The organism is Ancylobacter tetraedralis, assembly GCF_014195655.1.
GTDB lineage: Bacteria > Pseudomonadota > Alphaproteobacteria > Rhizobiales > Xanthobacteraceae > Ancylobacter > Ancylobacter tetraedralis.
In genome coordinates this window covers 80,515-102,806 of the sequence record NZ_JACICD010000010.1, presented here as the reverse complement: position 1 = coordinate 102,806, position 22,292 = coordinate 80,515, and the positions used below count along the sequence as shown (strand labels likewise).

21 protein-coding genes are annotated in these 22,292 nt (G+C 65.9%); 3 read left to right on the top strand and 18 right to left on the bottom strand.

Features of this window, described 5'->3' with window-relative positions:
• Positions 1-8: 8 nt before the first annotated feature.
• Positions 9-992: a LysR family transcriptional regulator gene (locus FHS55_RS20065; RefSeq protein WP_183191567.1), complete on the top strand. Its 984-nt coding sequence runs from the start codon at positions 9-11 to the stop codon at positions 990-992.
• Between the two features lie 102 nt (positions 993-1,094).
• On the opposite strand, the gene FHS55_RS20060 is transcribed toward FHS55_RS20065, so the two are convergent.
• Genes FHS55_RS20060 through FHS55_RS20045 form a run of 4 tightly spaced genes read right to left on the bottom strand, consistent with a single transcriptional unit; the run spans position 1,095 to position 4,050 of the window.
• Entirely contained in the window at positions 1,095-1,913 is an 819-nt protein-coding gene (locus FHS55_RS20060; RefSeq protein WP_183191566.1) for a substrate-binding periplasmic protein, read from the bottom strand.
• A gap of 42 nt (positions 1,914-1,955) precedes the next feature.
• Complete coding sequence (locus FHS55_RS20055; RefSeq protein WP_183191565.1) at positions 1,956-2,615, bottom strand: amino acid ABC transporter permease; 660 nt, start codon at positions 2,613-2,615, stop codon at positions 1,956-1,958.
• Positions 2,612-3,256 carry an amino acid ABC transporter permease gene (locus tag FHS55_RS20050; RefSeq protein WP_183191564.1) on the bottom strand — a complete coding sequence of 215 codons (645 nt, stop codon included), beginning with the start codon at positions 3,254-3,256 and terminating at the stop codon, positions 2,612-2,614. The genes FHS55_RS20055 and FHS55_RS20050 overlap by 4 nt, the downstream gene beginning before the upstream one ends.
• Positions 3,253-4,050, bottom strand: a complete 798-nt coding sequence (locus FHS55_RS20045; RefSeq protein ID WP_183191563.1) for an amino acid ABC transporter ATP-binding protein — start codon at positions 4,048-4,050, stop codon at positions 3,253-3,255. Before FHS55_RS20045 ends, FHS55_RS20050 begins: the two co-directional genes overlap by 4 nt.
• A gap of 446 nt (positions 4,051-4,496) precedes the next feature.
• Between FHS55_RS20045 and FHS55_RS20040 the strand changes: the two genes are divergently transcribed.
• A complete protein-coding gene (locus tag FHS55_RS20040) occupies positions 4,497-5,105 on the top strand; it encodes a TetR/AcrR family transcriptional regulator (protein ID WP_183191562.1) in 609 nt (202 codons plus the stop codon).
• Positions 5,106-5,135: 30 nt separating this feature from the next.
• On the opposite strand, the gene FHS55_RS20035 is transcribed toward FHS55_RS20040, so the two are convergent.
• The 14 genes from FHS55_RS20035 to FHS55_RS19970 all read right to left on the bottom strand — a co-directional run bounded on the left by FHS55_RS20035 (position 5,136) and on the right by FHS55_RS19970 (position 21,068).
• A complete protein-coding gene (locus FHS55_RS20035; protein ID WP_183191561.1) occupies positions 5,136-6,317 on the bottom strand; it encodes an acyl-CoA dehydrogenase family protein in 1,182 nt (393 codons plus the stop codon).
• A 49-nt stretch (positions 6,318-6,366) separates the two neighbouring features.
• The gene (locus FHS55_RS20030) at positions 6,367-7,986 is read right to left on the bottom strand and encodes a phytoene desaturase family protein (protein WP_183191560.1); all 1,620 of its coding nucleotides are present in this window, start codon (positions 7,984-7,986) and stop codon (positions 6,367-6,369) included.
• A 102-nt stretch (positions 7,987-8,088) separates the two neighbouring features.
• Positions 8,089-8,490 (bottom strand): RidA family protein, encoded by a 402-nt coding sequence (locus tag FHS55_RS20025; RefSeq protein ID WP_183191559.1) that lies wholly within the window; start codon positions 8,488-8,490, stop codon positions 8,089-8,091.
• A 16-nt stretch (positions 8,491-8,506) separates the two neighbouring features.
• Complete coding sequence (locus FHS55_RS20020; protein ID WP_183191558.1) at positions 8,507-8,986, bottom strand: MaoC/PaaZ C-terminal domain-containing protein; 480 nt, start codon at positions 8,984-8,986, stop codon at positions 8,507-8,509.
• A gap of 83 nt (positions 8,987-9,069) precedes the next feature.
• The gene (locus FHS55_RS20015; protein WP_183191557.1) at positions 9,070-10,545 is read right to left on the bottom strand and encodes an amidase; all 1,476 of its coding nucleotides are present in this window, start codon (positions 10,543-10,545) and stop codon (positions 9,070-9,072) included.
• A gap of 3 nt (positions 10,546-10,548) precedes the next feature.
• Positions 10,549-12,081 carry a class I adenylate-forming enzyme family protein gene (locus tag FHS55_RS20010; RefSeq protein ID WP_183191556.1) on the bottom strand — a complete coding sequence of 511 codons (1,533 nt, stop codon included), beginning with the start codon at positions 12,079-12,081 and terminating at the stop codon, positions 10,549-10,551.
• Positions 12,082-12,142: 61 nt separating this feature from the next.
• Positions 12,143-12,976 carry a polysaccharide deacetylase family protein gene (locus FHS55_RS20005; protein ID WP_183191555.1) on the bottom strand — a complete coding sequence of 278 codons (834 nt, stop codon included), beginning with the start codon at positions 12,974-12,976 and terminating at the stop codon, positions 12,143-12,145.
• 32 nt (positions 12,977-13,008) lie between these two features.
• Entirely contained in the window at positions 13,009-13,794 is a 786-nt protein-coding gene (locus FHS55_RS20000) for an SDR family NAD(P)-dependent oxidoreductase (RefSeq protein WP_183191554.1), read from the bottom strand.
• A gap of 112 nt (positions 13,795-13,906) precedes the next feature.
• The gene (locus tag FHS55_RS19995; protein ID WP_183191553.1) at positions 13,907-14,971 is read right to left on the bottom strand and encodes a polyamine ABC transporter substrate-binding protein; all 1,065 of its coding nucleotides are present in this window, start codon (positions 14,969-14,971) and stop codon (positions 13,907-13,909) included.
• A gap of 193 nt (positions 14,972-15,164) precedes the next feature.
• Positions 15,165-16,628 carry a betaine-aldehyde dehydrogenase gene (gene betB / locus FHS55_RS19990; protein ID WP_183191552.1) on the bottom strand — a complete coding sequence of 488 codons (1,464 nt, stop codon included), beginning with the start codon at positions 16,626-16,628 and terminating at the stop codon, positions 15,165-15,167.
• 68 nt (positions 16,629-16,696) lie between these two features.
• On the bottom strand, positions 16,697-18,343 hold the full coding sequence (locus tag FHS55_RS19985) for a choline dehydrogenase (RefSeq protein ID WP_183191551.1): 1,647 nt from the start codon (positions 18,341-18,343) through the stop codon (positions 16,697-16,699).
• Positions 18,344-18,367: 24 nt separating this feature from the next.
• A complete protein-coding gene (locus FHS55_RS19980) occupies positions 18,368-19,432 on the bottom strand; it encodes an ABC transporter ATP-binding protein (RefSeq protein WP_183191550.1) in 1,065 nt (354 codons plus the stop codon).
• Between the two features lie 2 nt (positions 19,433-19,434).
• Entirely contained in the window at positions 19,435-20,211 is a 777-nt protein-coding gene (locus FHS55_RS19975) for an ABC transporter permease (RefSeq protein ID WP_183191549.1), read from the bottom strand.
• Complete coding sequence (locus FHS55_RS19970) at positions 20,211-21,068, bottom strand: ABC transporter permease (protein WP_183191548.1); 858 nt, start codon at positions 21,066-21,068, stop codon at positions 20,211-20,213. Before FHS55_RS19970 ends, FHS55_RS19975 begins: the two co-directional genes overlap by 1 nt.
• A 372-nt stretch (positions 21,069-21,440) precedes the next feature.
• Between FHS55_RS19970 and FHS55_RS19965 the strand changes: the two genes are divergently transcribed.
• On the top strand, positions 21,441-22,241 hold the full coding sequence (locus FHS55_RS19965; protein ID WP_183191547.1) for an aspartate/glutamate racemase family protein: 801 nt from the start codon (positions 21,441-21,443) through the stop codon (positions 22,239-22,241).
• Positions 22,242-22,292 lie beyond the last annotated feature (51 nt).

Below are 22,292 nucleotides of genomic sequence, written 5' to 3'. Positions count from 1 at the left end.
GGGCGGCCTTGGCACAGAGGCGATCGCCAAAGGCGGGAAGCGTCGCGCGGGATGGAGGAGAGGCGGCGCTGCCGCCGCTGAATCTCGTCCGCTCCTTCGAGGCGACCTGTCGGCTGGGGTCGATGCGGCGCGCGGGAGACGCCATCGGCATCAGCCACAGCGTCGTGAGCCGCAACATCCGCTATCTGGAAGACTGGATGGGGGTGAAGCTGCTTCTCGCGGGGCCGCGCGGCATTCACCTGACCCCCGAGGGCCTCTCGCTGTATCAGACGCTGCGCAAGGCGTTCGGCCTCATCGCCGCGACGACCGAGGAACTGAGGGCAGACCGACAAGGCGGGCCGCTGCGCATCGGCGCGGTCGCTGGCCTTGCCGGAAAATGGCTGACCCCGAGGCTGCCGCTCATCCAGGAGATTTTCGGTTGGCCCGAGGTCCGGCTGCGCACGGTCGATCCGATTCCCGCCGCCGATCTGGTCGATATGGACCTGATGATCACCTACGCGACCTTCGACAGGATGCCGGGGGACGTCACGCCGCTCATATCGCCGCGGGTGTTTCCCTTGGTAAGCCGCCGGTGGATTTCCCGGTTCGATGGCATCGACCAGCCTGGCCGGCTGGCCGAAATGCCGCTCATCCACGAGGAGAGCCGCGAGCAGTGGAAACTATGGCTGGAGCAGGTCGGAGCAGGGGGTGACCACCGGCTCACCGGGCCAATCCTGTCGAATGCCACACTGGCCTACGACGCCGCCGACACCGTGCCCAGCCCCGTACTGGCGACGCGCTTCACCCTTCCGGGCGGGGCCGGAGATGGGCGGCTGGTGGAACTGTTTCATACCGACGTCCGGCTCGGCTGGTATGTGCTCTTTGTCGCCCCACGCTTCGCCCAGCATCCGGCTGCCGCCGCCTTCATCGACTGGCTGAAGCAGGAGATGGCCGCGACGGAGGCCACTCAGGATGGAACGCAACGAACGGACCCCGCCGGAGACGGGGCCTGAGGTACTGGTCCGGAACCGTTCGACGCAAAAGGGCCGGACATGCATCCGGCCCTCCGCTTTTCGCGTGTGTTTGCGAGATCTGAAGCCTGCCGTCGGCTGGGCTCACTTGACCATGCGCGGCTCGCCGACGTCGCCGACCTTGGCATCGAAGCCGGCGGCCTGCAGGGCCTTCACGATGCTGCCGTCCGCGTGCTGCTGCGTGATGCTGAGATCGAGCGCCTTGCCGAGGGCGGCATTGCCCTTGGTGTAGAGGATGCCGGCCTGGGCAGGCTGCACCGAGGCCTGAACGCGCTCGTCCGGCTTGGAGAGGACGATGACAACGCCTTTGTAGCCACCGGTCGTCTTCTGCAGGAAGATGCCGGAATTGTAGCCATCGACGCCGGCATCGATGCGGCCGGCTTCCAGATCCTGGGCGAGAGCGATCGGCGTGGGGTAGAGCTTGAGGCTCGGGCCGAACAGCTTCTGCAGTTCGCCGACCCAGAGATAGCCGGTGACGGTGCCGACCGTCTTGCCCTTGAGCGCTTCGACGCTGTCGAAGCCCTCCTTGCTGAAGATGCCCATCGGGTCGAGATAGGTCGGGCCCGAGATGTCGAGCACGGCGGCGCGCTTCTCGGTGCGGTTCCAACTGCCGATCGCGACGTCGGCCTTGCCGGTGATGACCGCCTGGATGGTCGCCGCCGGATCCATGATCATCGGCGCCACTTCGAGGCAGTTCTCCTTGGCGGCCCGTGCGACGATATCGGCGTCGATGCCGCCGATCTTGGTGCCCGGGCCGGTAACGCTGAAGGGCGGATAATCATAGGCCGCGACCGTCAGCTTGCCCTTTTCGACCGTGGGAATGGTCGGCGTGCAGGCCATCGCCTGAGCGATGCCGAGCTGCGCCAAGACAATGACGGCGGCGGTGCTGAGAAGATGTTTCATGGTGAAGTTCCCCTTTAGGTCGATCTCTGTTGTGTTTTTGGTCTAGGCGGTGTGCCGGCTTAGTTCTCGCTCAATTGAAGCCACCGCAAGCGACGCGGGAATGCAGATGGCAGCGTACAGAGCTCCTGCGAGACACAGGATCGGCATGTATCGGAATGTATTCGTTCCGATGATGTAGGCCTGCGACAGCAGTTCAGGCAAAGCGATGGCGAAGCAGAGCGAGGAGGCCTGCAACATGAGAACGGCAAAGCCGAGCAGCGCCGGCGCGGCTATGCGCATCGCTTGCGGCACGATGACGAAGCGCAGTCCGTCGATATGGGTCATGCCGACGGCGACCGCCGCCTCGCGTTGCCCGCGCGGGACCGCCTGCAACCCTGCGCGGATGATCTCGCTGGTATAGGCGCCGGTCGTCCAGGCCAGCGCCATCGACGCGGCCGCGAAGGAAGAAAGGCTGAGGCCGGCGGATGGCAGGCCGAAATAGGCGAACTGGAGGAGGATCAGCGCCGGCGCCCCCCGCCCGATCTCGACGATCGCCAGGGAGGGGTAGCGGATCGACGAGGTAGGCGACTGCACGCCCAGGGCGAGCGCCAGCCCCAGCGGAATCCCCAGGGCCAGCGCTACGCCGGTTATCCGGAGGGTCACCTCCAGCCCGTCCAGCAACTGCGGTACGGAATCGCGCCAGAAGTCGAGCAGATCGATCATTGCGCCACGCGCTCCCTCAGGCGGCTGTCCAGTTGGCGGGACATCGCGGCGATCGGCAGGCTGATGAGAATGTAGACAAGGCCCGCGACGGCGAAGACCTCGAGCCCCTCGAAGGTCCGCCGGGAGATGTAGTTGGCCTGGAACGCGATCTCGCCGACGCCAATGGTCGAGGCGATGGCCGAATCCTTGAGGAGCCCGATGAAGAACGTCACGGAGGACGGAAGCGCCATCCGGCATATCTGTGGCGCGAGGACGTCGCGGAAGCGCGCCCACGGCTTCATGCCGAGGGCGGTGGAGGCCTCCCATTGGCCCGAGTGAACGCCGCGCAGGGCGCCCCGATAGATCTCCGCCATGTTGGCGGCGGTGATCAGCCCGAGCGCTGCCACGGAGGCCTCGACCGGGCCGACCCGGAGAAAGCCCGAGCCGATGCCGAAATAGAGCAGGAACAGCCAGACGATAGGCGGGATCGACCGGAGCAGCATGATGATGGCGACGGCGGCCAGGTGCAGCGTGGACGAGCGCGACACCCGCAGAGCGCACAGCGGGATGCCGAGCACCGCGCCGAGCGCGAAGGCCCCGGCTGTCACCGCAAGTGTCAATGGAATGCCGCTCGCGATGAGCAGGACCGCGTCGAGCGTCATCGGTTCTTCACCGCGTTGAGAAAACGTTGCGCTCGCTCGGTCGTGGGCCGGCGCATGACCTCAGCGCTCGGCCCCTCCTCGATGATCCGTCCGTCGGCCATGATGATGATGCGGTCGGAGACGGTCTCGGCAAAGTGCATCTCGTGCGTGACGACGATCATCGTCATGCCGGCCTCGGCGAGTTCCTGCATCACCGCCAGCACTTCGAGGCCCAGTTCCGGATCGAGCGCCGAGGTCGGCTCGTCGAACAGCATGATCTTCGGATCGAGAGCCAGCGCGCGCGCGATAGCGATGCGCTGCTGCTGGCCGCCGGAGCAGCGGTTGGGATACTGATCGGCTTTCGCCTCCAGCCCGACGCGCGACAGCAGCGCGCGCGACCGCTCGTCGGCCTCCTTCCGGCTGCGTCCGAGCACCCGCTCCTGCGGCAGGCTCACATTTCGCAGCACGCTCATGTGCGGAAAGAGGTTGAAGGACTGGAACACCATTCCGGCAGAGCGCCGCAATTCGGTGAGTTGCTGGCGCGTGGCCGGCTTCGCGGCATCAATGGTGATGCCGGCCAGCGTCACGGAACCCTCGCTCTGCGTTTCCAGCTGGTTGAGGCAGCGGAGCAGTGTGCTCTTGCCGGAGCCGCTGGGGCCGATGATGGCGACAACTTCGCCCGACCTGACCGCAAAGTTGATGTCGTCGAGCGCACGGTGCGGGCCAAATGACTTTCCAAGACCTTCGACGCGCACGTATTCGCGGCGCGACACGAGGGCATCGGCACGCTCTTCCCGTGGAGAGACCGACAACATGGGTCAGTATCCCGCCAGATGGACTTCACGTACGACAGGGCGTCGTGCGTTCGACAGCTTGGATGAGGCCAGCGGATGCAACGCTCAGTTCCTCCTTGATTTCCGGCAGCGCAATTCATGCGACAGACCAATCGGTCTTTTTAACATACCGGCGCGTCCGTATTTGTGCACACTCCGTCGTTCTTGACAAGCGCGGCCAGCGGTCCGCCGGAGGTAAAGTGCCGCGGCGTCGGGGTGACGGCGGCAGGCGGCGCCAGCGCGGTTGCCGTCGACGCGAGAGGGGTGGCGGCCGCCTCTGCCCGCCCGGGGGGCTGCGTCAAACGGCCGGGTCGGCGGGAGGTCGAGAAGTGCGCGAGTACGCAGAGTAGACTTGAGGGTCAGATTATTTATATTGGCGCGAAGTGTGTTGCGGTGCCCGGCCGGGCAAACGGGGTTTACGCATTTCAATGAAGCAGTCGTTTCGCGAGGAGCTGAAGGCCAAGAAGCAGGCCTATGTTCAGGAAGAGATTACCGCTGCGGCCGCGGAGCTTTTCGCCTCCGCCGGGTATCGGGCCGTCACCATCGATGAAATTGCGGCTCGCCTCGGCTACACAAAATCGGTCGTGTATTACTATTTTCAGAATAAGAACGAAGTTCTGTGGACGATTTTCGAGCAGATCAACGAAGCTTGGGCGCATGACATGGATGACATCATTGCCAGTGGTGTCACCCCGCGTGAGATGCTATGGTCTATGGTCCGAAAACACGCCCTGAACGTCCTTGAGAGGACGTCGTGGACAGCGATCTATTTTCGTGAACAGGGCAACCTGACGGACGATCAGATGAAGATCGTGGATGAGCGCAAGAGCGTCTACAATGACCGCTTCCGCGTGGTTTATACGCGCGGTGTGCAGCAGGGTGAGTTCAAGGACATCCCGCTACCGCTGATCGTCGGCGGCATCATCGGCATGTGCAACTGGACGCATGACTGGTTCAAGAAGGGCGGGCCGCTGAAGCCCGAGGAAATCGCCACCCATTTCGCCGATATCGTGGTGAATGGCTGCGTGAAGCGCTGAGCCGGCTCAGCGCCCACGCGACGCGGCCGCTCAGCCCGGCAGGCCCAGATAGTCGCGCTCGTAATCGCCCTGCATGCGGCGGAAGATCACCAGCCGGTTGATGTCGTTGGTGCCTTCGCCGATCGTGTAGAGCAGAGCTTCGCGATACAGGCGCTCGACCGTGTATTCGCGGATGTAGCCGGCGCCTCCATGGATGCGCACGGCATCCTGCACGATTTCGACCGCCATGTCGGATGCGAACATCTTCGCCATGGCGCCGATCATGTCGCTGCGGCGACCGGTCTCCTTCTCCCACGCCGCCTCCATCGCCATCAGCCGCGCGGCGACGAGCTTTGTCGCCATGTCGGCGAGCTTGAGCTGGATGGCCTGGTGGTGGTCGATGGTGACGCCAAAGGTGATGCGCTCCGACGCGTAGCGCCTGGCTTCCGAAAGAGCGTTGGCGGCGAGGCCGACCGCGCTGATGGCGATGGCGATGCGCCCCACCTCCAGCGAATCCATCAGCTGGCGGAAACCGGCGCCTTCCACGCCGCCGAGCAGGTTGGCGCGTGGCACCGCGACGTCGTCCATCTCGATCTGCATCGTGTCGACGAGGTCGAACGCCATCTTGTGGAAGGCGGACGTCACCTGGACGCCGCCGAACGCCTTCTCCACCAGAGCGAGGCTGAAGCGCGGCTTGGTCTCGCCGTCCTGCGCGGGGTGGCGGGCGAGCGTCAGCAGCAGGCTCGCCCGCGCGCCATTGGTGACATAGGTCTTGGAGGCATTGAGCCGATAGCCGTCCGCGTCGGCGCGCAGCGTCCCGCGGATCGACTGCAGGTCCGAGCCGCTGCCGGGTTCGGTGAGGCACAGCGCGCCGCGATGCTCGCCAGTGGCGAGGCCCGGCAGATAGGCGCGCTTCTGCGCCTCGGTACCGTGCGTGGCGATGGCATAGGCGACGGTCGCGTGGCTGTTGGCATAGGCCGCGATGGTCGTCCAGGCGGCGCTCAGCTTCTCGAACACGGCGGCGAAAACGGGCAGGCGCAGCCCCAGGCCGCCATATTCCTCCGGCACCGCGGCACCGAACAGGCCGAGCGCGCCCATCTCGGCGATGAGCTCCTCGGGAACGGTGCCGTTCGTCTCGTAATCCGCGACCTTCGGCCGGACTTTCTCCTCGGCGAAACGCTCGACGGTCCGCACGATCTCGATCTCGACGTCGGTGAAGTTCTCGTAGCGCATGATGTGCGGCGTCCTTGATCGTCCGAACGGCGGGAGAGGGGCGGTTGGCTCAGAGCCGGCTCGACGCTGCGGGGAAGCTCTTGCCGAGGTCGCGCAGGATCTCGCGGGCGGCATTGTGGCCCGGAACGCCGGTCACTCCGCCGCCGGGATGGCAGGCCGCGCCGCACATGTACATGCCCTTCACCGGCGTACGGTAATCGGCGTAGTGGGCGATGGGCCGGCGGAAGAACACCTGGTCGAGGCTCATCTCGCCATGGTGCACGTGGCCGTCCGCCATGGCGAACATCTCCTCGATGTCCCTGGGCGTCAGCACCTGCGCATCGATTATCTCCCGGTCGAAGCCGGGCGCGTAGCGGCAGATCTGGGCGAGCACGATATCGACCAGTTCCTGCTTGGCGGCGGCGTCCCACTCCCGCCCTTCCAGCGTGTAGGGCACATGCCCGCCCATGATCTGGACGACGTGCTTGCCGGGAGGAGCGACCGTGGCGTCGAACGCGCTCGGCGTGGTGATCCACAGATAGGGTCGCGGCGATATCCGGCCCTGCAGGGCGGAGTGGAAGGCGTCTTCCAGTTCCTCGGAATTCTCGGCCAGCACGATGCCGCCGGGATCCGGCGCATTCAGCCGGCGCTGGTCGTAGGCGGTCCAGCGCGGCAGGGCATGGGTGGCGAGGTTGATCTTGAAGGCGATCGACGTGGTCCGATGCCGCTGCACCTGGCCGATGACCTGCCCGGTCAGATGCTCGGGGCCGATGATGTCGAAATAGGTCGCCTTGGCGCCGGCGTTGGAGATGATGACGGGGGCGGCGATCTCCCGGCCGTCGTCGAGCCGGACACCGGCGGCGCGGCCGTCGCGGACCAGCAGCTTGTCGACGGTCCGGCCGGTGATGAGTTCGGCTCCATGCGCGGTGGCCACTTTCAGCATGGCGTCGGAGATGGAGCCCATGCCGCCGCGTACCAGCCCGCCCGGGCCCATGTCCGTGGTGTTCTCGCGCAGGAAGGGGCGCGCCAACACATAGGCCGAACCCGGGCTCTTCGGGCTGAGCATGCCGGCCGAGCCGGAGGCATAGCTGCCGAAGATGGTGAGCACCTTGTCGCTCTCGAACCAGCGCGTGAGGAAGTCATGGGCGCTCAGCGTCAGCAGGTCCCAGATGTCGTAGATGTCCGGTGCCGCCGCGCGGTTGCGCCAGCCCAGTCCCGCGGCCTTCAGGAGATCCCCGAGCGTCATGGTCGAGGGGTCGACCGGGGTCTCGAAGACCAGCCGGCGGATATGCCCCACCAGCCGCTCCATATGCGCCTCATAGGCTGGATAGGCTGCCGCATCGGCGGGGGAAATGCGCTCGATTTCCTCCAGCAGGCGCTTCTGGTCCGGCCAGAAGATCACGCTCTGCCCGTCGTCGAAGGGTTGGAAGGTCGGCGGCACGGGGATGACGTCGACGCCGTTGTTCAGCAGGTCGAGGTCGCGCATGATCTTCGGCTGGAGCAGCGACATCCAGTAGGACGCCACCGACACCTTGTAGCCGGGGAAAATCTCGCGCGAGATCGCCGCGCCGCCGACGAAGGGCTGGCGTTCCACGAGAACCACCTTGAGGCCGGCCTTGCCGAGATAGGCGGCACAGGTGAGCCCGTTATGTCCCGCGCCGATGATGACTGCGTCGTAGGTTTTCCGCATGGGGTGTGTTCCGCAGCCGCCGAATCCTCGGACCGGCATTGTCAGGCCCTGGAGTGCCACGTTGGTAGGTCCGGGCGACGGATGAGCCGTGCAGCGCGGGCCTCAGGGAACCACGCCGATCGCCTCGATCTCGATCCGGAGCCGTGGATCGTAGAGCGCTACAACCTGCACCAGCACGCTGGCCGGCGGCGCATCCGGGTTGAGGTAGCGCGCGCGCACGCGCCGCAGCGTGTCGATCATCGCCGGATCGCTGTCGGTGACGAAGGCGGTCAGGCGTCCGACATGCTCGAACCCAAGCCCACCGGCTTTGAGGGTGTTCCTCAGGTTCTCGAACAGGGCGACGATCTGGTCCTCCAGCGAGGAGGTCACGGGCTCGCCCTGCGCGTCCACTCCGACATGGCCGGTCAGCAGGAAGATGCCGCTGCCCCTGAGCATCGTTCCCTGCGACAGGCCCGGCCAGCTGGCGCCGGGCGGATTGAAGGCGGTGATCGGCGCGGATGTCATGCCGCCATCTCCTCGCTCAGGCTTCCGGCCGGCAGAAGAACATGACCTTCCACTCGCCGTCCTGGCAGACCTCCCCACGCTGGTTGCGCAACTCGACCCAGAAAGTGACGATGCCGCGGCCGCCCTTGGACGTGGGCCGCAGGCCGTCCACGCGCTGATAGACGTGGATCGTGTCGCCGATCCGGATCGGCGCCTTGAGGTTCCAGTTCATCCCAAGGAAGGCGACGGCGGTGCCTTCCTTGATGCCGAGCCGGCTTTCAAGCCCGGTGGCCACTGCAAAGGCTGCGGGGCCATGGAAGATGCGCCCGCCGAACGGGGTGGTCTTGGCGAATTCCTCGTCGGTGTGGATCGGGTTGAAGTCACCGGTGAGACCGGAGAACAGCACCAGATCGGCTTCGGTGATGGTCCGACGCGGGGTGATCCATTCCTCGCCGACGACGAAATCGTCGAAATACCTGGCGTTGGGCCCGATGCCGGCGGCGCGGCTGTCGCTCATTCGATCTCACTCCTGATGTTCCGGTTCCGAACGCCGAGCGCAGCCGGAAGGCACGGTTTCAACAAACGTACTATTGAGTATATTTATCGTACGAGAACGTCAATATCTTCATTCCTGGCGACCCCACCCGCGCGGGCGGGCAGGCGCCCGACCCAGGGCGCGAGGCTCTCCAACTGGGCGGACAGGCGCAGCACGCCGCTTTCGTCGCCAAAGCGGCCGACCAGCTGGATCCCGACGGGAATGCCCGACGCCGTCCAGTGCAGCGGCACGCTGGCGGCGGGCTGGCCGGACGCGTTGATGATGGCCAGGAAGGTGGTGTACCGCCCGACTTTCCGCCGAAACGAGCGGAAATCGTCCGCCATGGAGATCTCCCCGAGCCGGGCCGGGAGCTGCGTCAAGGTCGGCGTCAGGATAAAATCGTAGTCGCTCAGGTAGATGGCGAGCTTGCGGCCGATACTGTGGAAACGATTGATCGCCAGACCATAGGTTTCGGCGCTGATCCGCTTGCCCTGTTCCAGCGCGTCGAAGATCGCCGGCTCCAGAGCCTGGGCCGGATCGATCTCGGGATGGGCGCGCAGATAGCCGTTCACCGTCAATGTGACGCTGGCGGCCATGATATCGATCATCGCGTCGAGAAACCTGGCAAAGCCGAGATCGGGCAGGGGAGCCTCGATCACCTCGTGGCCGAGATCGTCGAGCGCGCGTGTCGCGGCATCGACGGCGGCCAGGCACTCGGGGGCGAGGGCAATGTCGTCAAAGGCGCTCGACCAACGGGCGATGCGCAGCGGCCGATCGAACGGCCGGGGCAGTTCCGCCAGATAGGACGCCGGTCGGGGTGGCGCCGCATAGGGCGCGCCGAGATCCATGCCCGCAATGGCGTCGAGGGCCGCGGCGGTGTCGCGCACCGTGCGCGACAGCACCCCGTCCGAGGCCAGCCCGGCCCAGCCTTCGCCGCGTTGCGGCCCGAAGGGAACGAGGCCGCGCGAGGGCTTGAGCCCGAAGACGCCGCAACAGGAGGCGGGAATGCGGATCGAGCCGCCCCCGTCGCTGCCATGGGCGATCGGCACCACGCCGGTTGCCACGGCGACCGCGGCCCCGCCGCTTGAGCCGCCCGCCGACAGTTCCGGATCCCACGGATTGCGCGTCGGCCCTCCGTTCTGCACCGCCTCCGTGGTCGGAGCCATGCAGAATTCCGGCACGGTGGTGCGCGCGAAGGGCAGGAATCCCGCCGCGAGGAAGCGCGTGGTGAGATGTGCGTCGACGCTCGATCTCATGCCGGCAAACAGCCTCGATCCGACGGAGCCTTGCAGCGCCGTGGAGGCGAGGCCGGTATCTTTCAGCAGAAAGGGAAGTGCGCCGAACGTGCCGTGCGGCCTCGCACCGGCGGCGGCCTCGCGCGCCGCGTCGAAACGGGGGTAGCACAGGATGTTCAGCCTCCGATGGACCTGCTCGGCAAGCCCGATGGCGCAGTCCATCAATTCGCTGGCCGTTACCTGTCCCGCCTCCAGCAACCTCGCCAGCGCCAGCCCGTCTTGGGCTACGAAGTCCTGCTCGTGCATCGCCTATGCCCGCCCGTCGCCGGTGTTAAGCTCGTGCCACCGCCGGCGCAGCGCAGACTTGTCCACCTTGCCGGTTTTGCCGAGCGGGAAGGACGCCTCGAGGAGGATTGCGGCAGGTACCTTGAAGGCCGCCAGCGAACGGCCGGCATGTTCGGCCAGTTCGTCGGCGGTGGCCGTCTTGCCCGCCCGCAGCACCACGAAGGCGACCGGCACTTCGCCGAAGACCCTGTCCGACACGCCGAGCACGGCGGCGTCCTGCACGGACGGATGCGATGTCAGCGCCGTCTCCACCTCGGCCGGGGAAATGTTCGCGCCGCCACGAATGATGATGTCCTTGATGCGGCCGGAAATATAGTAATATCCGTCTACGTCTCGATAGCCGAGATCGCCGGAGCGAAAATATCCGTCGGTCATGACCTGCGCGGTCTGTTCGAGGTTTTTGTAGTAATATTTGAGAGTCGCGGCGCCGCGCACGAGGATCTCGCCTTCCTCGCCCTCGGCGCACGGGCTGCCGTCGGCGCGCACGATGCGGATGTCGGCCAGCGGCGCTGCCCGGCCGATGGCGGCGTCCGGCACCGGGCGCGGATCGTCGTGATAGGCGCCGAAGATCGGCGTCACTTCCGTCATGGCGTAGTAATTGTCGATCCGCTTGCCGAAGCGTGCGGCGAAGCGCTCCTTCAGCTCCGGGCTGAGCGGGGCGCCTGCGGCGACCAGCGCGCGCATGAAGGACAGGTCGAAGGTCAGATCGCGCTGCTCGCTGTATTCCAGCATCATCGAGAACATGGTCGGCACGCCCTGGAAAACCTGAGCGCGCCATTTCACGAAACCTTCCAGGACATCGCGCGGGTGGAAGCGGGGCAGCAGCGCGACGCGCGCGCCGGCCTGAAGGGCGACGGCGCTCGCCGTCGAGAGGCCATAGAGGAAGCCCAGCGGCAGCGCGACGAGCACCGTGTCGGTCTCGCCTATGCCCCACATCCGGGCCAGCGCCTTGGCCGCGTTGGCCTGGCCGCCCTGGGTGAGCATGACCGCCTTCGGCGTGCCGGTCGTCCCCGAGGTGTACATGATGAGGAAGTCGTCATCCGGCGTGACGCTGACGTCGCCCTCGTTTCCGTCCGTGGCGTCCGCGATAGGCTCGGCAAGGGTGTCGATGTGAATCCGCATCGCCGCCGGCACCACCGCACGGGCCGCCTCGCCGACGCTGTCGTCGAAGTAGAGCTTCGAGGCGCCGCTGTGCTGGAGGGTGTAATCCACCTCCGCCGCGGTGAGAGCCGAATTGACCGGCACGAAGATCGCGCCGAGCCGGGCTGCTGCGTAGTAGCCGAACATGATTTCCGGCGAGTTCTGCCCGTACATGGCGACCGCCACCCCCGGGCCGATGCGCGCCGCGCGGAAGTGGGTGGCGGTGCGGTCGACGCCGCCGAGAAAATCGGCATAGGTCAGCGTTCGATCCTCGAAGGTCATCGCAACCTTGTCGGGCTGGCGCGCGACGATTTCGAGAAGGGCGCCGTAGACGGGGGACGGGCGAGCGGTGGTCATGAGCAGTTCCAGCAATATCTGAGGGCGGCGTGCCCGGTCGTCGCGGCGGCCATCGGTTTCGCTAGCCCGAGCCGAGAAGAGGAAGCCGTTGGCGGCGCGCCTCGTCGGCGACGGTGGAGAACCGCACCCCGTCGCTCGCCCGCATATGGCGTATCAGCGCGTCGAGCATGGCGATGCGCGGACCGCGGCCGATGATCTGGGGATGCAGGGTGAGGGTGAAGACGCCGGCGAGGGAATGGCAGAAGTCGAACTCACCCTGCCAAATCTCCAGCACCTCGGCCGGCGCGCGGAGCCCGGAATACATCGGACGATTGAGGAAGGCGAAATAGGGGAAGTCGTCGAGTTCCCAGGCGACGGGGATTTCCACCACGCTCGATGGAGTGCCCGGCTCGAAGCCGTCCTCGTCGGCATGGTGCCCTTTGCGGGCGAGATAGGGGTGGAAGTCGCGCGCCATCATCGAGCTGTCGTAGATCAGCCCCCGCTCCTCGAGCAGCTCGATGGAGGAGGAGGAGAGGTCCCAGGCCGGGGAACGGTAGCCGGCGGGGTGGAAGTCGCGCCCCACGGCGCCGCACAGCTTGTCGATCGACCGATCGAGCAGGCTCGCTTCTTCCTCGCGGCTGAGGCCGACGGGCGTCTCGTGGCAATAGCCGTGCAGCGCGATCTCATGGCCGGCATCGCGTATCGCGGCCAGGGCTGCGGGGAACGAGACGGCACTGTGCGCCGGCACGAAGAAGGTCGCGGGGATGGCGTGGCGGGACAGAAGATCGAGCACGCGCGGAACGCCGACCTCGGCGCCGAACACCCCGCGTGAAACCGGGGTGGCCGTCGTCTGCTTGAAGGAGCTGACCCACAGCGCGACGGCATCGAAGTCGAAGGTGAGGCACACGGTTGTCATGTCTGTGAACCTTGGCGCTCTGCGCGCTCAGCCTATTTCGCGGTCCAACCGCCGTCCGCGGTGAAGTATTGGCCGGTGACGTAGGAGGCCTCGTCCGACAGCAGGAAGCGGATCACGGTGGCGATCTCGGAAGGCGCGGCCTTCCGGCCCATCGGCACCGTGCGCGGCAGCCAGTCCGTGTCGACCCCGACGCCGGCCATCTTCGGCGCGTCGTCGCCGAGCAGGCGGGTCGAGTTCTTGCGGATTTCGGTGGCGATGACGCCTGGGCAGACCGCGTTCACGGCGATGCCCTGGGCGGCATAGGCACATGCGATCTGCTTGGTGAGGCCGATCACCGCGTGCTTGGACGCGGTATAGGAAGGCCCGTCCGCCGCCCCGACCAGCCCGCCGACGGAAGAGACGTTGACGATCCGGCCGGCGCCGGTCGGCACCATGTGGCGCAGCGCCGCCCGGCAGCCGAAGAAGGTGCCGCGCAGGTTCACGTCCAGCACATGGTTCCAGAGCGCGTCGGTAGTCTCCAGGCAGGTGACGAAGCCGTCGAACACGGCGGCATTGTTGACGAAGCCGTCGATCTTTCCATAGGCAGAGGCGGCGGCATCGACGAAGGCATCCACCTCGGCGCTGCTGCGCACGTCGACCTTGTGGAACTCGGCCAGGCCGCCGGCGACCGAGACCGCCGTCATCATCGCCGCCCCTTCGTCTTCCAGAAGACCGCCAACCACGACGCGGGCGCCGCTGGCGGCGAGGAGTTCGACCGTCGCACGGCCGATGCCGGTCTCGCCGCCCGTGATGAGCACGACCTTGCCGCTCATATCCATTGCAGAGTCTCCTGACTGTCGGCGCTCCCGAGCGCCAGATCGAAGGCCGCGAGCATGCCCACCGTTCGTGCCGGCGGGCATGTGCGTTGTCGGGCCGGCGCGCCGGCGCCTCTCACCGCGACGATGTGATTTCCGTCACGACCTTGGACACGCGCGGAAGGTCCGCGCCGAGGTCGTGGAAGGTCTCGAACTTGGCGAGGTCCGCCGGCGTGATGGTCAGGTTGGGATACTTCTTCTTGATGTCCTCCGGCAGCGCCTCCATGGCGATGCGGTTCGGCGTCTTGAAGAACAGGTTGGTCGACACCCAGCCCTGGTTTTCCGGCTCCAGCACGAAGTTGATGAACTTCTCGGCGGCTTCCTTGTGCTCGGAGGCCTTCGGCACGACCATCACGTCGATGTAGAAATCGGAACCTTCCTTCGGCACCACGAAGTGGGCGTGCGGGGTTTCGGCAAGGGCATAGTTGCACCAGCCGTCCCAGGCGTGGACCATCACCGCCTCGCCCGCCACCAGCTTGGAATAGAAGGTGGCGTCGTCATAGGCGAGCAAGGTCTTCTTGGCGGCGATGAGATCCGCCTTGACCTTTTCCAGGTGCTCCGGCGTCACGTCGTTGACCGAATAGCCGTTGGCCAGCTGGCCGGCGGCGAGCAGCCAGCGATCGGTGGAGACCATGGTGATCTTGCCCTTGGCCTCGTCGCTGGGCTTGAGCAGGTCCCACCAACTGGTCGGCGCCTTCGACAGCAGATCGTCACGATAGCACAGCCCGGTCGTGCCCCAGGCATAGGGCACCGTGTAGACGTTGCCGGGATCGAAGCTGAGATTCTTCGCTTCGTCGTAGAGGTTGACGAGGTTCGGCAGGTTGGCGTGATTGACGTCTGTGACTAGATCGAGGTGGCGTAGCGCCTCGGCGAAGGGCGAGGAGACGAACACGACGTCGAAGCCCGCACCGTTGCTGGTGGTCAGGCGCCCCATCGTTTCCTCGTTGGTGCTGGTCGTCACCAGGTCGACCGAGATGCCCGTCTTGTCCTTGAACCGCTGGAGGATGTCCTCCGGCATGTAGTTGGCGAAGTTCAGGACGGTAATGCTCTCGGCGCGTGCCTCGACCGCGGTGAAAAGCGTCAGGGCGCCGATGGCGACGGCCATGGTGCCATGCGTCAAGCTTGAACGGAGCGTCTTCATCGTTCCACCTCTGTTCTGGTTTGTCTTTGGGACTTTGCTCCGCCTCGGCGGAACCGGGATGCCGAACGCGTACCAAGAAGTGTTTTATACGTACTCGTCAGTCTAAGGCCGGGCGCGATACGGGGTCAATACGAGACGTGTGGTGTCGTCGCGTTCGTGCGGGGCGCGGCAGCGGGATCCCGGCTGGGGAGTGTCAGAACACGCTCACCACGTCGCCCGTCTCGACATAGATGCTCTTGATCTCGGTGTAGTGATCGAGCGCGGCGAGCGCGCATTCGCGACCGACGCCGGAGGATTTGACGCCGCCGAACGGCACCTCGACAGGGGCCAGATTGTAGTTGTTGATCCAGCACATGCCGGCTTCCAGCTTGCCGATGACGCGGTGGGCGCGGGCGATGTCCTGGGTGAAGACGCCGGCGGCCAGGCCGAATTCGGTGTCGTTCGCCCGTGCGATCACTTCGTCCTCGCTGTCGAAGGCGAGGATGGACATGACCGGTCCGAATATCTCCTCGCGCGCGATGCGCATCGTGTCGGTGACGCCGGTGAAGATGGTCGGTTCGATCCAGAAGCCGCCTTCCATGCCCTGCATCACCGGCACGCCGCCGCCGAAATGCAGCGTGGCGCCCTCCTGTCGGCCGGCCTCGATGTAACCGAGGACCTTCTCCTGCTGCGCCCGGCTGATGAGCGGCCCCATCGTCACGCTCGGGTCCAGGGGATCGCCGATCTTGATCTTCGCCGCACGTTCCGTCACCCGCGCGACCAGCGCATCGTGGATCGGGCGCTCGACAAACACCCGCGTGCCATTGGTGCACACCTGGCCTGTTGAATAGAAGTTCGCCATCAGCGCCCCGCTCACCGCGTTGTCGAGCGGGGCGTCCGCGAAGATGATGAGCGGCGACTTGCCGCCGAGTTCCATGGTGCCGTGCTTCATCAGCGAGCCGGCGAGGCCCAGCACCTTCTTGCCGGTGGGGACGGAGCCGGTGAGCGAAACCTTGGCGGTGGCGGGATGTTCGACCAATGCCTGGCCGACGTCGCCATAGCCCTGCACGACATTGAACAGGCCGTCCGGCAGGCCGGCTTCCTTGTAGATCTCGGCGAGGATCAGCGCGGAGAGCGGCGAATTCTCCGACGGCTTGAACACCATCGCATTGCCCGCCGCGAGCGCCGGCGCGGATTTCCACCCCGCGCCCTGGAAGGGATAGTTCCACGCGCCGATGCCGACGCACACGCCGAGCGGCTCGCGGCGCGTATAGGCGAAGGCCCCCCCGAGGGCGATCGCCTCGCCATTATAGGCGGGGATGACGCCGGCATAGAATTCCAGCGCTTCCGCCACGGAGACGGCGTCGACATAGAGCGTCTCCGACAGCGCCCGTCCGGTATCGAGGCTCTCGATCCGGGCGATCTCGTCATTGCGGGCGCGCACCAGGTCATGGGCGCGGCGCAGGATGCGGGCGCGCTCGACGGGGCGCAACGCGGCCCAATCGGCCTGTGCCGCCTTGGCCGCCAGCACCGCCCGGATGACGAGTTCCGGCGTCGCCGCGTGCAGCCGCGCGATGATGTCGCCGGTTGCCGGATGGACCACCTCGATGACGCGTCCGGAGGTGTCCTCGACATAGGCACCGTCGATGAAATGGGACGCTTTGGGTTGAGCCTTCACGGGAGCCTCACGGTTCGAGGGCGATGTCGTTGTGTCCACCAGGGTCGCGGTGCCGCGCCGAGTTCGCGTCAGCCGTAGAAGACCGGCGCATCGGAGGGCGGAGGCGGGGGCCGCCGGCGGATGATGTCCGCGGCCTTCTCGGCGATCATGATGGTGGGTGCATTGGTGTTGCCGTTGGTGGGACGGGGCATCACCGAGGCGTCGACCACGCGAAGGCCCTTCACCCCGTGCACGCGCAGCTGGCCGTCGACGACGGCATCCGGCCCTTCGCCCATGCGGCAAGTGCCGGCATAGTGGTAGCCAGACTCGGCATGGGCACGGATATAGGCGTCAAGGCGTGTTTCGTCGTCGATCGCGTCGCCGGGCAGGATTGGCGCGCCCCTGTATTCGGCCAGGGCCGGTTGCTGGAGCACCTCGAGCGATCGGCGGATGGCGTTGCGCGCATCGATCCAGTCCTGCGGCTCGCTCATATAGTTCGGCTGGATGAGCGGGTGATCGCCGGGCCGGGCGGATTTGAGGCTCACCCAGCCACGACTGGCGGGCAGGCCCGGGCTGAGATGGACCTGGAAACTGTGACCGGGCGCCGAGAGCCGGCCGCTATATTCCGCTGCCAGCCCGACAAAATGCAGGTGCACGTCGGGATAGGCTTTTGCGGGATCGGATTTCAGGAAACCACCGGCCTCGAAGAAGTTGGACGCTCCCAGCCCGCGGCGCGCCATCAGCCATTCGGCGCCGATCGCCGCCTGCCGGAGCGGCTTGGTGGCCTCGAAATACGAGACCGGCTTGGTGCAGTGGTAGGAGACGATCCATTCCAGATGGTCGGCGAGGTTGCGGCCGACGCCGGGAAGGTCGACCTTCACGTCGATGCCGTGGCTGCGCAGGTCTTCGGTCGGTCCAATCCCCGACAGCATGAGAATTTGCGGCGACTGGATGGCGCCGGCGCAGACGATGACCTCCTCGCCGACGCTGCCGACATGCTCCACGCCCTCGCTGCGATAGGTCACGCGTTCCGCACGCCCATTTTGCAGGGCGATGCCGCCGACCATGGCGCCGGTGATGACGGTCAGGTTGGTCCGGCTCTTCATCGCCGGATGGAGATAGGCGCGCGAGGCGCTCTCCCGCATGCCGTTGTGGATCGTCGCGTCGAAATAGCCGAATCCGTCCTGCCGATAACCGTTGATGTCGGCGTTGATGTAATGCCCGCCGTCACGGGCGGCCTCGATGAAGCGCTGGTAAAGCGGGCTTTGCGGCTGCCCGCGACTGACGTGCAGCGGGCCGCTGTCGCCCCGGTACGGATCGCCGCCTTCCGAATAGCTTTCCGACCGGCGGAAATAGGGAAGGCAATGGCGGTAGCTCCACTCGTGCAGGCCCGGCTCTTGCGCCCAGCCGTCGAAGTCCATCGCATTGCCGCGCACATAGACCATGCCGTTGATGGTGGACGAGCCGCCCAGCGCCTTGCCGCGGAAGAACGGGATGCGCCGTCCGTTCAACTCCGGCACCGGTTCGGACAGGAATTGCCAGTTATAGGTCGTGCCCTGCAGCGGATAGACCAGCGCGGCCGGCATGGTGATGCGGAAGTCCCAGCGCCGGTCGGGACCGCCGGCCTCCAGAACCAGCACCTTGACGGTCGGGTCCTCGCTCAGCCGGGCGGCAAGGACGCTGCCCGCCGAGCCGGCGCCGATGATGATGTAGTCATAGCGCTCGCGGCTCGACATGGGTTTGCCTCCCGTGCTCACGGCCTAGCGCGTGAGGACGCGGGCGTCCGCGCCGTTCCAGCCCAGCCAGACAGGCGCACCGACACCGATGTCGCGTGTGCCGGGCTGTTGCGCGCCCACCCTGGCGATGGTCGGCTCTGTCTGTCCCGCCAGCCGCACCAGGATGTGCTGGTCCTGACCATGATAGGCGACCTCTTCGATGACCCCCTGAAAGCAGTTCTCGAACGCGTCGTTCTTTGCGGGGGCGACACAGATGCGCTCGGGCCGGATCGAATAAGCCACAGCCCCGGAAGCGGGCAGGGTGCTGGTCAGTTCGCCCAGCCCGGCCACGCTCACCTTGCCCCCGCTCGCGACTCCCTCGAAAAAGTTCGTCTTGCCGACGAAATCGGCCACGAAGCGCGAGACCGGCATCTCATAGAGCTCGGCCGGCGTGCCGATCTGCTCGATTTGGCCGGCCCGCATGAGCGCGATGCGGTCGGCCATCACCAGCGCTTCTTCCTGATCGTGCGTCACGATGATGAAGGTGATGCCCATCTCATGCTGGAGCCGCTTGAGTTCGAGCTGCATCACCTCGCGCAGCTTCTTGTCGAGCGCGCCGAGCGGCTCGTCGAGCAGGAGCACACGCGGGCGCATGACCAGCGCGCGGGCCAGTGCCACGCGCTGGCGCTGGCCGCCGGAGAGCTGGTTGGGCTTGCGCCGGGCGTAATCGGTGAGATGCGTCGTCTCCAGGATGGCGCCGACCCGCTGGCGGATCTCGTCCGCCGGCAGCCGCGCCATCTCCAGGCCGTAGCGCACATTCTGCTCGACGCTCAGGTGCGGGAACAGCGCGTAGGACTGGAACATCATGTTGACGGGGCGCCGACGTGCGGGGATGCCGATCAGGTCCTTGCCATCCAGCAGCATCTGGCCGCTGGTGGGATCGGCAAAGCCCGCCATGATCCGCAGGAGCGAGGTCTTGCCGCAGCCCGAAGGGCCGAGCAGGGCGAAGAATTCGCCCTCGTTGAAGTCGACGCTGATGCCGTGAAGGACCGTCAGCGCGCCGTAGTTGAGGACGATGTCCTTCATCTGGATGACCGGCGTGGTCGACATGGTCAGTTCGTTCCCTGCCTGTTGAAACGCTGCGCGAGAAGGACCAGCAGGAAGCTGAAGCCGATGATGCAGGTGCCGAGCGCGTTGATTTCCGGCGTCACCCCGAAGCGGATCATCGAATAGATCAGCATCGGCAAGGTCTGCGACGAACTGCTCGGCCCGGCGGTGAAGAAGGCGATGACGAATTCGTCGAAGGAGAGGGTGAAGGAGATCATGGCGCCGGCGACGACGCCGGGCGCGATGATCGGGAGCGTCACCCTGCGAAAGGTGGTGAGCCGCGAGGCGCCCAGATCGATCGAGGCCTCGACCAGCGCATGGTCGAAGCCGTTCAGCCGGGTGCGGACCACGGCGCACACGAAGGCGATGCAGAACACGATGTGGGCGATGATGATGGAGTGCAGGCCGAGCGTGAACTTGATGGCGGTGTAGAAGCCCAGCAGCGCCACCGCGAAGACGATGTCGGGAATGATCATCGGCATGAACAGGATGGCGTCGATCTTCGCCGAGGGGCGCATCCGTTCGATGCCCATCGCCAGCAGCGTGCCGAACACCGTCGCCACCAGCGTCGCCACGGTGGCGACCACCACGGTGTTGAGCGTGGGGTAGAGCATCTTCTTGTTGGCGAACAGCGTGGCATACCATTTGAGCGAGAAGCCGCCCCAGACGGTGGGCAGGCCCGAGGCGTTGAAGCTCAGCACCACCAGCACGACGATCGGCCCGTAGAGGAACAGGAAGGTCAGCAGCAGGTGCAGGGTGAGCGGCAGGCTGTTGCGGCGCATCAGGCCTCCACCTTCTCGATCTTGCGGATGCGGTGCGACAGTGTGGTCTGGATGACCAGAAGCACCATCATGATGGCGATGAGCGACAGCGACAGCGCCGCGCCGAACGGCCAGTCGCGGGCGGAGGTGAACTGGTCGTAGATGACGTTGCCGACCATCTTGACCTGGCCGCCGCCCAGCAGGTTGGGCGTGATGAAGTTGCCGATCGACAGCACGAAGACGAAGACCCCGCCGGCCACCACGCCCGGCATCGTCAGCGGCAGCGTCACGCGCAGGAAGGTGCGCCACGGCGCGGCGCCCAGATCCTCGCTCGCCTCCAGCACTTCCGGGTTCAGCCGCTGGATCGAGGAAAACACCGAGAGGATGACGAAGGGCAGGTAGTTGTAGACCAGCCCGACGACGATGGCGGACTCGGTATAGAGAATGTCGAGCGGCGCATCGATGATGCCGAGGCCGCGCAAGCCCTCGTTGATCACGCCGGTTCGATTGAGCAGCACGATCCAGGCATAGGTTCGGATGAGATAGTTCGACCAGAACGGCAGAATCACGAAGAAGAGCGCCGGCAACTGCCATGTGCCGGGCAGCCGGGAGATGGCGTAGGCCGCGGGATAGCCGATCACCAGCGAGACCAGGGCCGCCAGCAGCGCGATCCGCGCCGACGTCAGGAAGATCTCGATATAGACCGCGTCGAATACCCGAACGAAATTGTCGAGCGAGAAGGTGGGCACCACCCCGCCATAGACGCCGCGCGTCATGAAGGCATAGGCCAGAACCAGCGAGCACGGCAGCAGCAGGAACACGCCGAGCCAGGCCGCGCCCGGCAGGATCAGGAGGAAATTCGTCGCCCTGGATTTCATTCCGACATTGGCTCCCGGGGTCCATCGTCCAGACATGCGGGGTCGCGATCCCGATGCGCCGGTGCGGTCGCGGCGAATTGCTAGACTGACCTTTCAGAAAATAATACTCGCCGGACAAAAAATGGGAAGTGCCTTTTTTGCGGGCGTGGCGCCGGATCGGCCTGCGGTTCCCGGAAGGCACCGGCTTCCTGGTCGGCGCGCGCGGGGGCGATGCGTTCCAGGCGGATCCTGCGTCAGACTGTTCGGTATCATTATTTGACGTATCAGGATTTTTTGTTACCCTTTCGGATATCCGTCATCGAGCCTCGCCACGGCGTGCTGGCGTGATGATCCCAGCCTTCCTCCTCATGCGCGTCGCAAAGGGGTTCCGTCGTGTCTCGTCGCATCAATTTCATCAACCCGTTCGGCACGACCGCCTATGACGGGCTCATCCACGAGACGCTGTCGCACTACTGCATGGCCGGCACGACGCTGGACGTGACCCATCTCGATGCCGTCCCGGCGGACATGGATTACTTCTATCCCAAGCATTTCGTGGAGATGGCGCTGTTCGAGGCGGTGCAGCAGGCCGAGGAAGCCGGCTATGACGCGGTCATCAGCGGCTGCTGCTACGATCCCGGCGTGCGCGTGGCGCGCGAACTGACCGACATGCCGGTGATCGGCCCGATGGAAGCCTCGCTCCAGCTTCTCGCCTATCACGGCCGGACGGCGGTCATCGTCACCGACCATGTGAAGGCCTGCTCGCTGATGAAGGACAATGCGCGCCTGTCGGGCGCCGGCGATCTCATCGTCGGCTATGACGTCATCGACTGGTATGTCCGCGATATGGTGAAGGACACCGAGGCGGTCGCCGCCGACGTCATCGAGGTCTCGCGCCGCGCGGTGGAGCGGACCGGAGCCGAGGCCGTCATCCTCAACTGCACCATCATCGCGGCCGCCTATCAGAAATACCTGATGAACGGCGGCACCCCGGCCGAGGTGCCGGTGCTCAATCCCAACCTGATGGCGCTCATGATGGCCGAGGTCACGGCGCATATGCGGCAGGGCGGTATCCTCCAGCTCTCCCGCGCCGGCTTCTACGGCCAGCCACACGACGCCCATTTCCAGAGCATCAGCCGCCAGACGCGCGAGGCGTGGAACGCCACGCTGCCCTCGCGCAAGCAGTCCTTCTGACGGCAGGCCTTCTGACGGCAGGCCGGCTTCAATCCGCGAGCACCCGCCGAC

Excerpts from the sequence above, each read along its gene's own strand:
- FHS55_RS19975 (WP_183191549.1), bottom strand. The coding sequence starts at position 20,211 with ATGCGCCGCAACAGCCTGCCGCTCACCCTGCACCTGCTGCTGACCTTC.
- FHS55_RS19970 (WP_183191548.1), bottom strand. The coding sequence starts at position 21,068 with ATGAAATCCAGGGCGACGAATTTCCTCCTGATCCTGCCGGGCGCGGCC.
- FHS55_RS20020 (WP_183191558.1), bottom strand. The coding sequence starts at position 8,986 with ATGAGCGACAGCCGCGCCGCCGGCATCGGGCCCAACGCCAGGTATTTC.
- FHS55_RS19985 (WP_183191551.1), bottom strand. The coding sequence starts at position 18,343 with ATGTCGAGCCGCGAGCGCTATGACTACATCATCATCGGCGCCGGCTCG.
- FHS55_RS20040 (WP_183191562.1), top strand. The coding sequence starts at position 4,497 with ATGAAGCAGTCGTTTCGCGAGGAGCTGAAGGCCAAGAAGCAGGCCTAT.
- FHS55_RS20050 (WP_183191564.1), bottom strand. The coding sequence starts at position 3,256 with ATGACGCTCGACGCGGTCCTGCTCATCGCGAGCGGCATTCCATTGACA.
- FHS55_RS20060 (WP_183191566.1), bottom strand. The coding sequence starts at position 1,913 with ATGAAACATCTTCTCAGCACCGCCGCCGTCATTGTCTTGGCGCAGCTC.
- FHS55_RS20055 (WP_183191565.1), bottom strand. The coding sequence starts at position 2,615 with ATGATCGATCTGCTCGACTTCTGGCGCGATTCCGTACCGCAGTTGCTG.
- FHS55_RS19995 (WP_183191553.1), bottom strand. The coding sequence starts at position 14,971 with ATGAAGACGCTCCGTTCAAGCTTGACGCATGGCACCATGGCCGTCGCC.
- FHS55_RS19980 (WP_183191550.1), bottom strand. The coding sequence starts at position 19,432 with ATGTCGACCACGCCGGTCATCCAGATGAAGGACATCGTCCTCAACTAC.
- FHS55_RS20015 (WP_183191557.1), bottom strand. The coding sequence starts at position 10,545 with ATGCACGAGCAGGACTTCGTAGCCCAAGACGGGCTGGCGCTGGCGAGG.
- FHS55_RS20045 (WP_183191563.1), bottom strand. The coding sequence starts at position 4,050 with ATGTTGTCGGTCTCTCCACGGGAAGAGCGTGCCGATGCCCTCGTGTCG.
- FHS55_RS20030 (WP_183191560.1), bottom strand. The coding sequence starts at position 7,986 with ATGCGGAAAACCTACGACGCAGTCATCATCGGCGCGGGACATAACGGG.
- FHS55_RS20005 (WP_183191555.1), bottom strand. The coding sequence starts at position 12,976 with ATGACAACCGTGTGCCTCACCTTCGACTTCGATGCCGTCGCGCTGTGG.
- FHS55_RS20035 (WP_183191561.1), bottom strand. The coding sequence starts at position 6,317 with ATGCGCTACGAGAACTTCACCGACGTCGAGATCGAGATCGTGCGGACC.
- FHS55_RS20000 (WP_183191554.1), bottom strand. The coding sequence starts at position 13,794 with ATGGATATGAGCGGCAAGGTCGTGCTCATCACGGGCGGCGAGACCGGC.
- FHS55_RS20025 (WP_183191559.1), bottom strand. The coding sequence starts at position 8,490 with ATGACATCCGCGCCGATCACCGCCTTCAATCCGCCCGGCGCCAGCTGG.
- FHS55_RS20010 (WP_183191556.1), bottom strand. The coding sequence starts at position 12,081 with ATGACCACCGCTCGCCCGTCCCCCGTCTACGGCGCCCTTCTCGAAATC.